A 15,764-nucleotide genomic window follows, 5' to 3' on the forward strand; every position below is an offset into this window, starting at 1 on the left:
TGCTCAATGGATTTACCGTTATACCATTCACGGTCACCGCAGTGAAATGGGATTGGGTGCCTTAAGAAATGTTTTTTAAGATAATACTATCCAATTTTTTCATGATCATAATCCTCAATCTAACAAAGATGAAAAATGACAAAAAGTTTCGCTATAATAATTTTCGCCTATAACAATTAAAGAAGCGAGCATTCGTTGAACCGTAACTTCTTTATTATAGAATATTTATAGCACACTTTACTGTTGAGATGCATGACATTAAAACGCATGACCACGATCTGTAGAATCAAGCTTTGGCGAGAAAAACATTTCAGTATCTTCTTGTAAGACATTTTGACAATTTTTAGATTCCTTAACAGCTTGTCCTGAAAGAAAACACTTGTTTTCCCGTTCTTCCCTTAATTTTGCATTTTTCTTAAAATCTTCTACGCTATAGTTTTTTTCACACCCCACAACGAATTACCCCTCTTTAAACACCTTATCTGTTAACATTACCTCCAAATGAGTTTTAAATTTTCATACTGTACGAGAATACAGCCTTACTACCACTTACTTGCTTTCAAAGTGAACACTCTGCGTAAAATAACGCAAGAAGAGCTCAGGACAGCCATCGTAGGAGTTTGTCATAAAATACAATGAGAAGGAAAAAGCTGAAACTGAGTAAAAATGACGAAATCAAAAGACAAACTAATGTTTTTTTTCCAACTGATTTCAAATAGTGACATTGCGATATAAATTGCCCCTAGCCCTATAGAACGCCTATGAGCATTATAATGCTTAGTATCACTATCAATGGACTACAAAGCCACTACAAAAAAGTATGAGCTCTTTTTACCTATTTGTATGTTGATTATTTTTCCCCCATCGAATGTTTAAATAAAAACGTCCTATGATATAGAGAAAACAATCAACAATGCAAATCATTTTTACGAAGATTTCTTCGTGTAGAGTCTTCTTTGAAATCCATCTTTTAGAAGTCTGAATTTAGAAGCAGATAATTATGAAAGCTTTCTAAGGAATGCAATAGATTGATCACTTTTAAAGAAGTCAAAAAACGTGATCCAATCCTGAAGACAAAATTCTGATGAAAAAAATTTTTCTATGAATTCTTTTAAAGCATTTTACAATATTCTATCAGTTATATCAAACGTTATCCCATTTTGAGGTCTGTTCATTTTTCACTTTTATCAACTCCACTCTAGAAACCCGTTTCTTGAGCGTTTTTTATCGTTTCACTTTCTCCTTCAAACACAAATGCTCAAAAACGCTTTGCCACCAACAATGAAATTTTCCTGCTTTTATAAAACACATAAGTAAAAACAGAGAAACGATTTTGAGAGCAAACCTACCTTGAAAAGGGAAGTATCATCCATTTACTTCACAAACGAAAATAATCTCACGATTTATTCAAATTTGCCCTATGGTCTGGTGCAATTTTATTGATAAAGTTTTCTCTATAAAAATTTAAGTAAATATGTTTGTTAAAACCAATCACGGATTTGCAAAGGGGTTGTAAGATCCATTATCTCGCCGCCATTTTAAAGGTTCAGTGAAATCACTTGACCAAAGACCAATCTTGTTGTTGCGTGCTTTTTCTTCTGCATAGTGGTACTGGGTTGGAATAGGATTTTTCCCTTCTTTTGAGAGCACCAACATACCTTCTGTAAGACCTACCTCAGCTAAATCAACCCCTTGAACAAAACATTGCGCATAATAAACACCATTGTGCATCAACGCCTGTTTACAAGATAAATCCTGCCCAAGTGTTTTGGTGACAAGCCAAGCCGTTGTAACTGCACCACACGGCCATTCCTGATCATTTAATCGTGCTTTTTGGCGTGGTGCACATGTGTCTACACCATAAAGATGAATATCACGGGTAATATATGAGCGCCAAGATTGTGCAGCAGGCGTCAGTAATTTAAATGTAACCCCACTTGTAACAGAGGACTTACCATGAAAAAAAACAACATTATTTGCAACATCGTTTAATGAAACACTCTTCTGCAAATCGAGAGCTGATTCATTTTTTTCTAATTGCTGTTTGGTGATAGATTTAACCAACTTTTCTTCTTCTCGATAAAGATTGACAATATCTTGGATATCTTGCATCTCAAATATTTTAAGAATGCTGAAATCTGTTTTATCTTTATATTGGCTTAATCCCCACACTATGGAACCCATAATGTAAATAATAACAATCAATTTAAATAGCATTTCTTAACACGCTCGCTCAAAAAATTCATTGTTTTTCTATCCCTTCACATTATTTATCAGCAATCCCCTTGTTTTTAAAGAAAAAATCCAAATATCTGTGTTGCATATTAACTACATTTTGTAAAGAATAATATTCCTTCTTGCATTGTTTTAATATTGTTGTCTTTACCAATGCATGCAACTTAAAATTGCCATTTTCATATAACACAATCTCAATTTGAAAAGACTTCTGTCTCTTTAAGAAAAGAGTTTGAGAGTGAACAGACCCACTATCAAGGCTTTTAAAACAAACAAACGAGGAGAATTTAACTGTCATCAAATGACAATACTCTTCAGTTTTTAGAGGCAATGGAATGTCGACATATGAACAAATATTATTTGTTAAAGAGAGGTAAAATGACAGATAATAGATCCCAGAACATCGTTTTTATCGTTATCATGACCATGTTGTTTTTTACAACATTCCTTGTATCAGATCCTTCTTATGCTGCTCCTGCTGCTACTGGAGGTGGTTTCGGGAATCTTGATGGTGTTTTAGGCAACATTGTCGCAATGATGACGGGTCCAACGGCAAAGCTTATTGCAATTATATGTGTTGCTGCTGTGGGTATTGGCTGGATGTACGGCTTTATTGATTTACGCAAAACAGCTTACTGTGTTCTTGGTATTGCTATTGTTTTTGGTGCCCCCGCTCTTGTCAGTAAATTAGCGAGCACAGTATAAATGAACGAAGATACTCTTTTCCTTGCCTGTACACGACCGGCCATGTTTGCCGGTGTCACAATAGAAGCGATGGCGCTCAATGTCATGGCGACGTCCATTCTTTTTATTTTGACGAGTGGTTTTACCGTGATTGGTCTTGGTATTGGGATGCACTTTATTTTGCGTGAAGTGACAAAGCATGATCACAACCAATTTCGCGTATTATTTGCTTGGCTCAATACCCGAGGAAAACAAAAAAACCTCAACCGATGGGGAGGAAGTTCTACCTCCCCCTTGCGCCTTATCCGCACTTATAAGGAACTAAGCTGAAGGAGCCAAGCCGGTGAAACAGATGTCAATAATGAAACGGGAAACTTTGCCTGAAGAATATATTCCCTATATACGCTATATCAACCAACATGTCGTTGCTTTGAATTCACGCTGTTTAATGATTGTGATGGCTGTTGAGGGTGTAAATTTTGACACTGTGGATATTGATCAATTAAATTCTTTACACAACCAATTAAACACCCTTTTAAAAAATATCGCAGATGAACGGGTTGCTTTATATTCTCACATCATCCGCCGCCGTGAAACTATTTACCCAGAAGGTCATTTTCTTTCATCTTTTGCAACAACATTAGATGAAAAATATAAAAAGAAAATGGTTTCGCAAGAACTGTATAGAAATGATCTGTTTATTTCACTACTTTGGAATCCCGCAATAGATAAAACAGAACAACTCGTTTCATTTTTTCAGCGCTTAAGCAAAGCGAAGAAAACACAATCTGAACCCGATGAGGAAGCGATTCGTAAACTCGAAGAGTTAAGTCAAGATCTTATGCAAGGTTTGGAAGAGTATAAAGTCCGTCTGCTATCAATCTATGAACATGAAGGTATTTTATTTTCTGAACAAAGTGAATTTCTCCACCAGCTGGTGGGGGGAAGACGTGAGCGTATTCCTCTCACATTTGGAACTATTGCTTCAACAATTTACTCGGATCGTATTATTTTTGGGAAAGAAATTATCGAAATTCGCCATGAAAGCAATGAACGATTTGTTGGCATGTTTGGATGGAAAGAATACCCTTCTAAAACACGCCCTGGTATGACCGATGGTTTGCTTACGGTACCATTTGAATTCATTTTAACACAATCCTTTGTCTTTAAAAGTAAGGCGGCTGCTAGCGCGATTATGAGCCGCAAGCAAAATCAAATGATCAATGCGGCTGACCGTGCTAGCTCACAAATTGATGCACTAGATGAAGCACTAGATGATTTAGAATCAAACCGTTTTGTTTTGGGCGAACACCACATTTCTTTAGCTGTTTTTGCTGATCACCCCAAAATATTGACTGAGAACTTATCAAAAGCACGAGCCCATTTAACCAATGGAGGAGCCGTAATTGCCAGAGAAGATTTAGGATTGGAAGCGGCATGGTGGGCACAACTTCCTGGAAACTTTAGCTATCGTACGCGTTCAGGCGCCATTACCAGCAGAAATTTTGCCGCTTTATCGGCCTTCCATTCTTTCCCCGTTGGCAAACTGAATGATAATGTTTGGGGAGCTGCTGTCGCATTGCTAAAAACACAGGCTGGTTCACCTTACTATTTTAATTTTCATTATGGCGATCTTGGAAACACGTTTGTTTGTGGTCCATCAGGATCTGGTAAAACAGTGATTGTTAATTTTCTTCTCGCACAATTACAAAAACACAATCCAACCATGGTTTTCTTTGATAAAGATCAAGGAGCAGAGATCTTTGTACGAGCTGGAGGAGGGAAATATAAACCTCTAAAAAATGGGCAGCCCACAGGGATTTCTCCCTTAAAGGGCATGGAATACACTGAAAAAAATAAAATCTTTCTCCGTAATTGGATCTTAAAGCTGGTGACCGCTGAAGGACAAATCGTAACAGAAGAAGAGCGACAAGATATTACCAAAGCCATCGATTCTTTGGAAAACTTACCCCCGACACAACGCTCTCTTGGTGCACTTCAGCTGTTTTTTGACAACACATCAAAAGAAGGTATCGCCATACGACTACAACGCTGGATTAGAGGCAATGATTTAGGATGGGTTTTTGATAATGATCAAGATGATCTCAATTTAAATGCACAGTTCATTGGATATGACATGACCGATTTCTTAGATAATGAAGAAATTCGGCGCCCCTTAATGATGTATCTCTTTCACCGCATTCTTGATTTGATTGATGGGCGGCGTATCATTATTGTCGTTGACGAGTTCTGGAAAGCTTTGGAAGATGATTCATTCAAAGCTTTTGCGCAAGATCGGCTAAAAACAATCCGTAAACAAAATGGCATGATGCTCTTTGCAACACAAAGCCCTAAAGATGCTTTAAATTCCACAATTGCGCACACAATTATTGAGCAATGCCCCACTCAAATATTTTTTCCAAATCAAAAAGCAAATTACAATGATTATGTCGAAGCTTTCAAACTTACTGAGCGTGAATTTGAACTGATACAGTCAGAATTAAGCAGAGAATCTCGTCGTTTTCTTGTCAAACAAGGACAAAGTTCCGTCGTTGCAGAACTTAATTTACGTGGAATGAATGATGAGATCGCTGTTTTAAGCGGCACAACAAAAAACATTGAACTCATGAATGAAATTATCAACGAATATGGAGCTGACCCTGACAAATGGCTGCCCATATTTTATCAAAGGAGAAAAAATCAATGAAAAAATATGGCTTAGTTACACTGTTATCTTTTTCTTTTATTTCTCATGCAATATCACAAACAACACTCGATGCGGATGAATATTATAAACAAGCACTCGAGAACACACAAAAATTAGATGCTGCAAAATCAGAAACAGCTGAAACCATTTATAAAACTGCAACTGAAACTGCAAAAAAAATAAAAGAAATAAGTCATCAACTTGAAAATATTAAATCAAAACCAGACACAAAACCCGAAGAATTGCAAACCCTTCGACAAGATTTGCAAGTAAAACTTTCTCTTCTTCAAGCTGATCTTCAAGTAGCTTCTTTAAAACTTCAGTCTCTTGATATGATTCAAGCAAGAGATACGAAAACAAAAGACGAAATGCGTGAAGAAAAGGAACAACAAAAGCATAAATATCTTGAGGCACAATTAAAAGAAAAAGAAAAACAATTAAAAGAAAAACTTGAAAGTACGAATACAAATGTCAGACTTTAGTTTTTCTCCATTTGAAAGCGTTTCTGGTTATATTTTAAAACCTCTCGATAATGTGATGGACACAACGGTGAGTGGGTTATCTTCTGCTATTTCAGCACCCTTAAATCTCGCCGCAATCATTTTTATCTTTCTTTATGGCTATAATGTTATGACAGGTCGCGTTGCGCTTTCCATGCATAATCTTCTCAATAATGTTGTTAAAATCGTTGTTGTGACAACAATGGCAACGAATGCGGATACATTTAATACTTATGTCAAGGATATTTTCTTCAATGATTTATCCAACGCTATTGGGAATGCGCTTAACAGCAATCCTGCAAGCTCCAATGTTTTTGATTATATTTTGTTAAAGGCAAATGCTCGCTATCAAGAAGTCTTATACAATGCTTGGTTTTTTGAAAAGATCGTTGTGGGGCTTCTTGGTTCTATCATGCTTTTAGCCGTTATTCTTTTTTGTATAGGTGGTTTTATTGTGCAAATGTTTGCACAAGTTGCACTCGTAATGATTATAGGTCTCGGGCCTCTATTCATTAGTTTGTATTTGTTCAATGCAACGCGAAAATACACCGATGCATGGATTACAACTTTGATCAATTTTACCATTTTACAAGTTCTCGTGATCATGCTTGGAACAATTATATGTCAAGTTATCCTACAGGTTCTCAAAGTTTCATATGAATCAATCTATGTTCTTTTCCCCCCTGTCATCGTCATTTCGATCATAGGGGTTATTATCTTCCGTGCACTTCCCGGTATTGCAACAGCGCTAGCCTCTGGCGGACCATACTTTAGCACTGGTGTCTCTTCAGGAGGACAGGTTTTCACAATGCTTGCCAATGGTGCAAGAGCGAGTGGTAATACAGTAAAAAATGCCGCTTTACAAATCTCAGGTGCTGCCGGTAACGCTGCTAGAAGTGCGGCAGGCATGGCAGCAAAAGCAGGTAGATCTGGAGGCAGTCGTGGTCGGTTTTAAGATAAAGCACCTCTTTACAAGAATAAGCATTTTTGTTTTTGCCTTGCGTGCGCCCTTTGGCACACGCGCCATGATCCTGTTCCATGTAAGACCTAACATCTTAGGTCTTACAACAAAATCAATCAAAGTCTTGCATTACATAGACTTGTAAAAGTGTCCAGAATAAAGGCTCTCATGCATTGTATTCCAAGATATTTGTGAGTTCAAAAAATGAAACGAAAAATAACTTTTATTATGGTCCTAACAATCGCTCTTACTGGTTGTGCATCTTTGAGTGGCCCCAAAAAACCACCACGCTGTAATGGCAAACATACACGTGCTTTAAATAAAGATAAGTGGAATTGGGGCAATAAAAACGTTGTCCACCCAGAAAAGAGCGTAAAGCCCGTTACCACTCCCATCATTCTCAATACTTTGGAAAGTGAAAAAGCAACAGCCAATTCAGCTTTATTAAAGCCGGTTATTCATGAAGCACGATCTGATAAAACTGTGGAGATTACGCGTGAAAAGTGATGCCCTTGAAGAATATATAAAAGAAGCGCGCTCATTTGATATTGATCGCATGCATAGCATGCGCGTGCGAATGAAAATTTCCATGGCTTTAACTGTGCTTTTTGGATTGATGACGATTGCGCTGGCTTTAGCTGTCGCAGCTTTGACGCCTTTGAAAACGGTAGAGCCTTTTGTTATCCGCGTTGATAATTCAACAGGCATTATTGATACTGTAAGCGCTCTAAAAGAATCCCCTAACCACTATGATGAAGCGATAACGCGTTATTTTGCCAGCCAATATGTTCGTGCCCGTGAAGGTTTTCAAGCATCAGAAGCAGAAAACAATTTTCGCTTAATTTCTCTTTTATCTTCTCCAAAAGAACAAAACCGTTTTGCAAAATGGTACGCGGGCAATAATCCAGAAAGTCCGCAAAATATTTATCATAATATGATTGCTATCGTCACAATCAAATCAATCTCTTTTATAAGCAAAGATCTTATCCAAGTTCGTTACTATAAAACGGTCAGAGACTTTAATGAAAAAGAAAATATTTCCCATTGGATTTCAATCTTAAATTTTTCCTACGTGAACGCTCACATTTCAACGTCTGATCGTCTCATCAACCCTCTTGGTTTTCAAGTATCGGAATATAGATCTGATCCAGAGGTGATAAAATGATCAGACTTTTACAAACAATCTTTTTAATTTTTACGATCACTCTCAGCTTTCACACAGTCTTCTCACTTGCAGAAACAGCGCCTGTCAGTGCGCATAAAGATAACCGCATCAGATTTGTCAATTATGACCCCTACAACGTCGTACAAATCATTGGCTCCATTCGCTCTTCAGTTCAGTTGGAATTTGCCGATGATGAAGAAGTAACCTATGTAGGAATTGGAAATTCCGTTGCTTGGCAAGTTGCACCGGCTGGTCACTTTGTTTTTCTCAAACCGCGTGAAGTCCAACCTGTGACCAATTTACAAATTGTCACAAGCCGCCAAGATGGAACACAACGATCTTATCAATTCGAGCTGCAAATCCGTGAAGGCGATGTTTCAGCCGGCAATGAGACGTATTTCTTGGTAAAGTTTCGTTATCCAGAAGATGAAGCCTTGCGTAAGAAATTAGCCGAAGCAGAAAAAGCAAAACAACGTGAAGAAAACTTTGTCAATGATATTTTAAATATCCATGAAGATTTTGGACCACGCAATTGGGCTTATGAAGCCCAAGGCTCATCCCTCATTGAACCTGCGTCTGTCTATGATAATGGGAAAACAACAACCTTTACTTTTTTAGGCAATATTGAAATCCCTGCCATTTACATTGTATCGCCTGATGGGCAAGAAGCGCTTATTCCTAAATCGATTAAAGGCAACAAGGTTATTGTTCATGCAACAGCTGCACAATTCACGCTACGGCGTGGGAATGAAGTTTTGTGCATCTTTAATAAAAGGTTTGTACCAGAAGGAATTAACCCTGAAACAGGTACAACATCACCATCTGTACAACGTAAAGTGAACCTAGGAAGCAGCCATGAATAACACCGTGGATGAAAAAAGCATTAATGATCGTGATACAATAAAAAATGCTCAAGGAAACAATCAACAGAACAATGTAGGGAAAGCTATTGCTCTTATTATTCTTTTCAGTGTCTGTCTTTATTTAGCCTATTCAACACTTGTTACAGACAAAAAACAACCAATTGAATCTTCAAAAGAAGGAAAAGTTATAAAACAAACAGAGCTTTTTCGCCCTGCAAAGCCTACCCCTCCCCCCCTTGAACAGCCTAAACGAAATAACGCTCTATTGCCAAAAGTCGAGCTACCAACACCAAACATCAATCAATTAAATTCTGATGACTCACTTCTGGAAGCAGCACAACGTGCTCCTGTATTAGCTTATGCAAATACACAACAAGGCAAAATAGATTCACAAACAAATAATGGTGCTTTGTTTCACCAACTTGAAAGCAAACCTGATGAAACGACACAACGTTTTAATCATCTTCTCAAACCCACAGTGCTTGAAGGTATTCGTGCTTCAACCCTTGGTAATCGAAACTACATCATAGCGATGGGAACTTCTATCCCTTGTATTTTAGAAACAGCCATCAACAGTGATCAACAAGGGTTTGCCAGTTGTATCGTCTCCAGAGATATCTTATCAGACAATGGTCGTGTTGTCCTTCTCGATAAAGGTACCCAAATTGTTGGTGAATATCGCGCCGGCTTGAAAAAAGGCCAAACACGTCTCTTTGTGCTATGGAATAGAGCAAAAACCCCTAATGGTATCATTATATCCTTAGCTTCACCTGCAACAGACAGTTTAGGGCGTTCTGGTATGGATGGAGATATTGATAACCATTGGTTAGAGAGGATTGGATCTGCGCTTCTTGTCTCCCTGATAAAAGATGCGACAAACTATACCAATAAACGTTTAGCAAAAAAACAAGAAAAAGAAGAAACTGAAACAATCTCTTCAGGACAAAATATTGCAAATATTGTCGTCGAAAATTACGCCAATATTCCTCCAACATTATCCAAAAACCAAGGGGAAATGGTGAATATCTTTGTTGCCCGCGATTTAGATTTTTCCAGTGTTTATAAATTGAAAGTCATCGAAAACAAAAAACAAATTATCAATCGAGCTGTTTCAAGAAACTTTTACAAAAATTCTGCGATACCTTTAGAATGAACTCAAACTTACATACCATGAGCGATGAAACCATCGCGATTGTTCTCACAAAACTTGAACCCATCAGTGCTTTTTTGAAAGATGAAAGTCTTTTTGAAATTGTTATCAATCGTCCCTATCAAGTAATGACGGAAGGTATTGATGGATGGAAAACAATAGAAGCACCGGCTCTCTCTTTTAATGAGCTTATGGGGATTGCGAAAGTTGTCGCGTCCTATTCCAAGCAAAACATATCAGACAAGAATCCAATATTATCGGCTACTCTGCCAGGTAATGAGCGCATTCAAGTTGTTATTCCGCCAGCTGTTGAAAAAAACACGATTAGTATGACAATTCGCAAACCATCATCGCAGAGTTTTTCTCTCGAAGAGCTAGCAAATAAAGGTCTGTTTTCGCTCTGTGAACAGGTATCTTTCACGCCATTAAATGATTATCTGTCTCGCTTTAACGAACTCAAAATCATCGAGCATAACTTAGCTAATGCCTACTGCAATAAAGATTTTGTCTCCTTTTTAAATCAAGCTGTAAAATGCCAGAAAAATATTTTAATTGCAGGAAAAACTGGTTCGGGCAAAACAACATTATCAAAAGCATTAATCGCCAAAATCCCTCAAGAAGAGCGTATTATCACCATTGAAGATACACAAGAATTGGTGATACCGCACCCTAATCATGTCTCGATGTTCTATTCAAAAGATGGACAAGGCTTAGCCTCTGTTGGACCCAAAGAATTGCTTGAATCATCTTTACGGATGCGTCCTGATCGTATTCTTTTGCAAGAACTTCGAGATGGTACAGCCTTTTATTATATCCGCAATGTCAATTCAGGTCATCCAGGTTCCATTACAACGGTTCATGCCTCAACAGCCCTTGCTGCCTTTGAGCAAATGACCCTTTTGGTCAAAGAAAGTGACGGGGGAGGTGATTTAGAGCGTGATGATATTCGAGGACTGTTGATTTCAATGATTGATATCATCATCCAATGCAAACGGGTTGAAGGAAAATTTAAGGTCACAGAAATTTATTATGATCCTTTCAAACAACGAAACATCTTTGGAGGAGACTAAAAGAAGATCACATCGGCTGCTAAAGGCTCTTTTAAAGCAACGATTGCACATAAAAGGAAAAATGCGTGAAAACCAAAGCAACAGAAAACAGAGAAAATCTTTTATCGATGACAGTGGAAGAATTAAAACAACGCCGTGAAGCGGTTGAAGCAGCCATCAGCACCCATACAATAGAGGGAATAGCGCTACATTCCAAAACGCTAAAAATTTTAGAAGAATATGCAAGGGGGAATATTTCACTCAAGGAATTTAATACTCTCATGGACAACGTAACATTATAAGGAAGCTACAATGCCAAAAGCAAAAGAAAAAACAAAAAATATACAGACAGTTTCTCCGCATCATTATGTCTACGCGAACACCATAACACTCAAAAATAAATATGGAATAAAAGACTTAAAATCCTTTCTGGAGAAATGCTCGCATGATACAGCAGAAGCAATGGTTAATCTGCGTGAAGCCCCCTTACCAGAAAAGTTTGATAGCTCCTATCTATGCTCTATTCATTATCAGTTGTTTAAAAATACCTTTGAATGGGCTGGTCATCTTCGCCATCTTCCCTTTACATTTGAAGATGGTACCATAGCCGCCATGCCCGAAATGAAAAGAACAGGATGGGAAAATCCTTTTGCTCTCGGTGATGAAATCACTGAAGGTTTACAAAAATTAGATCAAACACTTGCCGAAAAAGATAATTTGCAAGGCTTAACGCGTGAGAAATTTAACTCTGAAGCAATAAGTTTATTTAACTTCCTTAACCAACTCCATCCTTTTAGAGAAGGCAACGGACGTACACAACGGGTCTTTTTTGAAAAGCTTGCTCAAGCAGCAGGCCATCAGCTTGATTTTTCACTTGTTACAAAAGAACGCATGATGCTCGCCAGTGTTGCTGTAGCAGAAAATAGTGATCTAGAACCAATACAACATCTATTTGAGGATATCTCCAATCCCAATAAAATACTTCTTTTAAAGGAATTCATGAGCAACATGAAAAAACTTGGGCGCAATGTTAATGATCGCCCCGTTATGGTTGCAAAAGAAGGTAAAACCTACACAGGGATGTATAGAGGGGCTGGTTATGATAGCTTTGCATTCAATGTGAAAGGAGCTTATATCATCGGTAATAAAGAGCATCTCACACCAGAACAACTCAAAACATTAAAACCCGGTGACAAATTTACCTTTACAGTTCCAAAAACAAAAGAGCTTGAAAGTATTCTCATCCCAGAAGAAAGATTAGCTTCTTTGACAAAAAATGAAAAAAACGAAATGGTTGCAGAAGATTCTTGCGTCCACGCAAGCCTAAAACAGGTTCAGAAATTGGCAAAAATTGTTTATGGGAACAAAAAAATATTAGACAAACAGATGGTAGAGATCATCAAAAATCCAAGCTTAGGCCAGCAGCTCGCCAACCAGATTGAAAGAGCACCGCACTCTGTTTCTCATCTTGCAGGTTTCAGTTTATGTGGATTACAAAATCAGGCACGTGCAGACGCTAAAAATCATCTTGAGATGCTCTGTACTGCCGTTGTAAATTTCGCCCATGCTGTAAAACATGCGGAGAGGGAAATTACTCAAGAACATGCAACAAAACAAAGTCGCCGTGCAAAAATAGTAGAAATGCCAAGTAAAAGCTTACAAGACCTCTTCACCTTGCCAAAAGAATTACAGCAAGAAGCTTTAGCAAAAAATCCTTTACTTCAAAAAGAGCTTACCGACTTTGTAAAAAACATCAATACCCGTCTCTCACTAACTGAACATAAAGCTGTCAAAAATAATGAGTATGAAACACTGGCTCAAAGCATTGGTGTATCAGAAAATAAAGCCAAACACATTACACAAACCATTAAGCAAGCCAAAGAACTACATCAGCAAGCACAAATATGCACAATGCATCGTTCTAAAGCATTTGCTATGGCTTGCTAAAAATGGATAAAAGCTTCCTCCTTTATAAGAAGGGCTTATAAACGAGAACTGTTTAGCGTTATCTGCGCTTTTTCAAAAAAGAGAGAATTTAATATCACACACCTGAAAAAAGAGCTTTTCGCAGCATATTCTGATAGAATTGAAAGTAAAATACAATGAAATATACCAAAACACAAATGGTAATCATTTTAACACCAATCGCTTTAGGTGCTTTAACGATATTCCTTGTTCCTCATTTTTTGTTGTTTATAATAAATGGACTAAAGAGCAATCAAATTTATTGGACTCTTCGTTCAGAACCTTTACTAGTCCTAGCACTAACAGCTGCTGTTTCATTGTTTTATAGTCTCTCGCAAAAACTGCACTTACGTAAAGGAATCACTTTCGTTTCCGTTGTCTTTTTTGGAACCACTGCTCTTTACTATATTGGTGGAGAAATAAAACGTTTAGGTCCCTATGTTGGCCAACAAGGAATAACGTGGAACTATGCGCTTCAATTCATGGACCCCATGGTTGTCTTTGGCATCATCATTGGTGTTTTTTTTTCCATCATTCAATTCGTAACAACCTCTCCACCTAAAAACAAGGTCAAGCGTGCAAAAAAAGGTGTTTTTGGTGAATCCGCATGGATGAATTTACGAGAGGCAGCAAAAATCTTTCCTGCCAATGGGCAAATTGTTGTGGGTGAAAGATACCGTGTTGATCAAGATATTGTGTGCAAAATTCCCTTTGCACCTAGCAATAAAACAACATGGGGAAAGGGTGGGACAGCCCCTTTGCTAACCTTTAATCTTGATTTTGGTTCAACGCATATGATCTTTTTTGCTGGTTCTGGTGGCTATAAAACCACAAGTACAGTAGTTCCCACGTGTTTAACCTATCCAGGGTCTATTATTTGTCTTGATCCTTCAACAGAAGTGGCCCCAATGGTCAAATTTGCGCGTCAAAAGATGGGGAATAGAAATGTCATTGTTCTTGATCCCAATTCATTTTTAACAAAAAATTTTAATGTCATTGATTGGCTTTTAGACGACAGCATACCACGCGCACAACGCGAAGCAAATATTGTAAGCTTTTCTAAGTTGCTTCTTACAGATAAAAAATCAGACAATTCTTCAGCGGAATATTTCTCGACACAAGCCCATAATCTTTTAACAGCTCTTCTTGCTCATGTTATATTTTCTGATGAATATAAAGACAACGAGCGCAATTTAAAAACATTGCGTGGAATTCTCTCTCAATCCGAAACAGCTGTTGTCAATCAACTACGTATGATTCAAGAAACAACACCTTCTCCTTTTATTCGCGAAATGGTTGGTATTTTTACAGAAATGGCAGAGCAAACCTTTTCAGGAGTCTATACAACCGCATCAAAAGATACTCAATGGCTTTCTTTATCCAATTACGCAGATCTTGTCTGCGGAGATGATTTTTTTTCCTCAGATATTACAAATGGCAATACAGATGTTTTTCTCAATCTCCCCGCAAGCATTTTAAACAGTTATCCAGCTATTGGACGTGTGATTATTGGCGCCTTTCTCAATGCCATGGTTACAGCAGATGGTAACTATAAAAAGCGTGTTTTATTTGTCTTAGATGAAGTTGATCTTCTAGGCTATATGAATATTTTAGAAGAAGCGCGCGATCGTGGACGTAAATACGGTACATCCTTAATGCTTTTTTATCAATCCTCTGGTCAGTTGGTCAATCACTTTGGAGAAGCTGGAGCACGTTCATGGTTTGAAAGCTGCTCCTTTGTCAGCTATGCTGCCATTAAAGACCTCCAAACTGCCAAAGACATTTCAGAACGCTGTGGCCAAATGACCGTTGAAGTAACCGGAACAAGCAAATCAAGAGGCTTATCTTTAGGAAAGAGTTCATACAACGTCAATTACCAACAAAGAGCTCTGATTTTACCCCACGAGGTTATTCAAGAAATGCGTCAAGATGAACAAATTATTCTTATGCAAGGACAACCTCCTTTGCGATGTGGTCGCGCCATCTATTTCAGAAGAAAAGAAATGTTAGCCGCAGCTGCAAAAAACCGCTTTTCCCCACAAAAGAAAAACTAACCTCCTATTATGAGATCTTGACTATGAAAAGAACAACCACAGAAAAAACATACATTTCTGTTTTTAAAAGGCCTGTTAACAAAAAGTTTTTGACCGCTTCCTCACACACATAAGGAAAACATGATAAAAAATCCGTGTTTTTTCCTTTTTATATTTTGTGTATCATTTTACTACCAACGCCCACCGTCTTTATAAAAAATACCACCCTCCTCAAATCACCTATAACTAAATCAACATCTCCACTTGGGAAAGTCTGCAAATACATTCTTACAAAGCTCTTTGTGTATAATTTATCCCCTACAAACAACCAAAAAAATTTCACAAAACTAATCACCAATATAAAGACTCAAAAAAACAAAAGATTGATCTTTGAGACAAGAACTCTCAAAACACCTACACTCAAGAACATCAATTTTTTCCAAAAAAACATT

Annotated in this window: 15 protein-coding genes and 1 pseudogene; 14 read left to right on the forward strand and 2 right to left on the reverse strand. The window is 37.7% G+C overall.

Going from position 1 to position 15,764, the window contains the following annotated elements:
• A pseudogene (locus ACFIJS_RS06995) lies at positions 1-73 on the forward strand (DUF4102 domain-containing protein); the annotation flags it as partial.
• A 185-nt stretch (positions 74-258) separates the two neighbouring features.
• Here ACFIJS_RS06995 and ACFIJS_RS07000 read toward each other — a convergent pair.
• Positions 259-453: an EexN family lipoprotein gene (locus tag ACFIJS_RS07000; protein WP_375650857.1), complete on the reverse strand. Its 195-nt coding sequence runs from the start codon at positions 451-453 to the stop codon at positions 259-261.
• Positions 454-1,491: 1,038 nt separating this feature from the next.
• Complete coding sequence (locus ACFIJS_RS07005) at positions 1,492-2,217, reverse strand: hypothetical protein (protein ID WP_375650858.1); 726 nt, start codon at positions 2,215-2,217, stop codon at positions 1,492-1,494.
• A 396-nt stretch (positions 2,218-2,613) separates the two neighbouring features.
• Between ACFIJS_RS07005 and ACFIJS_RS07010 the strand changes: the two genes are divergently transcribed.
• The 13 genes from ACFIJS_RS07010 to traG all read left to right on the forward strand — a co-directional run bounded on the left by ACFIJS_RS07010 (position 2,614) and on the right by traG (position 15,333).
• Complete coding sequence (locus tag ACFIJS_RS07010; RefSeq protein WP_375650860.1) at positions 2,614-2,940, forward strand: TrbC/VirB2 family protein; 327 nt, start codon at positions 2,614-2,616, stop codon at positions 2,938-2,940.
• Positions 2,941-3,249 carry a type IV secretion system protein VirB3 gene (locus ACFIJS_RS07015; RefSeq protein ID WP_375623875.1) on the forward strand — a complete coding sequence of 103 codons (309 nt, stop codon included), beginning with the start codon at positions 2,941-2,943 and terminating at the stop codon, positions 3,247-3,249.
• Between the two features lie 22 nt (positions 3,250-3,271).
• A complete protein-coding gene (locus tag ACFIJS_RS07020) occupies positions 3,272-5,626 on the forward strand; it encodes a VirB4 family type IV secretion/conjugal transfer ATPase (RefSeq protein WP_375650890.1) in 2,355 nt (784 codons plus the stop codon).
• Positions 5,623-6,108: a type IV secretion system protein VirB5 gene (locus tag ACFIJS_RS07025; protein WP_375650861.1), complete on the forward strand. Its 486-nt coding sequence runs from the start codon at positions 5,623-5,625 to the stop codon at positions 6,106-6,108. Before ACFIJS_RS07020 ends, ACFIJS_RS07025 begins: the two co-directional genes overlap by 4 nt.
• Entirely contained in the window at positions 6,095-7,081 is a 987-nt protein-coding gene (locus ACFIJS_RS07030) for a type IV secretion system protein (protein WP_375650891.1), read from the forward strand. Before ACFIJS_RS07025 ends, ACFIJS_RS07030 begins: the two co-directional genes overlap by 14 nt.
• A 210-nt stretch (positions 7,082-7,291) precedes the next feature.
• Positions 7,292-7,594, forward strand: a complete 303-nt coding sequence (locus tag ACFIJS_RS07035; protein ID WP_375650862.1) for a type IV secretion system protein VirB7 — start codon at positions 7,292-7,294, stop codon at positions 7,592-7,594.
• Positions 7,548-8,252, forward strand: a complete 705-nt coding sequence (locus ACFIJS_RS07040; RefSeq protein ID WP_375650864.1) for a virB8 family protein — start codon at positions 7,548-7,550, stop codon at positions 8,250-8,252. Before ACFIJS_RS07035 ends, ACFIJS_RS07040 begins: the two co-directional genes overlap by 47 nt.
• Positions 8,249-9,115 carry a P-type conjugative transfer protein VirB9 gene (gene virB9, locus ACFIJS_RS07045; RefSeq protein WP_375623883.1) on the forward strand — a complete coding sequence of 289 codons (867 nt, stop codon included), beginning with the start codon at positions 8,249-8,251 and terminating at the stop codon, positions 9,113-9,115. The genes ACFIJS_RS07040 and virB9 overlap by 4 nt, the downstream gene beginning before the upstream one ends.
• Positions 9,108-10,268 carry a type IV secretion system protein VirB10 gene (gene virB10, locus ACFIJS_RS07050; RefSeq protein WP_375650865.1) on the forward strand — a complete coding sequence of 387 codons (1,161 nt, stop codon included), beginning with the start codon at positions 9,108-9,110 and terminating at the stop codon, positions 10,266-10,268. The genes virB9 and virB10 overlap by 8 nt, the downstream gene beginning before the upstream one ends.
• Positions 10,265-11,335, forward strand: coding sequence for a P-type DNA transfer ATPase VirB11 (gene virB11, locus ACFIJS_RS07055; protein ID WP_375650866.1), 1,071 nt, complete (start codon positions 10,265-10,267; stop codon positions 11,333-11,335). The genes virB10 and virB11 overlap by 4 nt, the downstream gene beginning before the upstream one ends.
• Positions 11,336-11,442: 107 nt before the next feature.
• A complete protein-coding gene (locus ACFIJS_RS07060) occupies positions 11,443-11,616 on the forward strand; it encodes an antitoxin VbhA family protein (protein ID WP_375650892.1) in 174 nt (57 codons plus the stop codon).
• A 10-nt stretch (positions 11,617-11,626) separates the two neighbouring features.
• Positions 11,627-13,261: a BID domain-containing T4SS effector gene (locus tag ACFIJS_RS07065; protein ID WP_375650868.1), complete on the forward strand. Its 1,635-nt coding sequence runs from the start codon at positions 11,627-11,629 to the stop codon at positions 13,259-13,261.
• 155 nt (positions 13,262-13,416) lie between these two features.
• Entirely contained in the window at positions 13,417-15,333 is a 1,917-nt protein-coding gene (gene traG / locus ACFIJS_RS07070; RefSeq protein WP_375650869.1) for a Ti-type conjugative transfer system protein TraG, read from the forward strand.
• The last annotated feature ends 431 nt before the right edge of the window (positions 15,334-15,764 follow it).

Origin of the sequence: Bartonella sp. OT172YNZD (assembly GCF_042193725.1) — a bacterium.
Lineage (GTDB): Bacteria > Pseudomonadota > Alphaproteobacteria > Rhizobiales > Rhizobiaceae > Bartonella > Bartonella grahamii_A.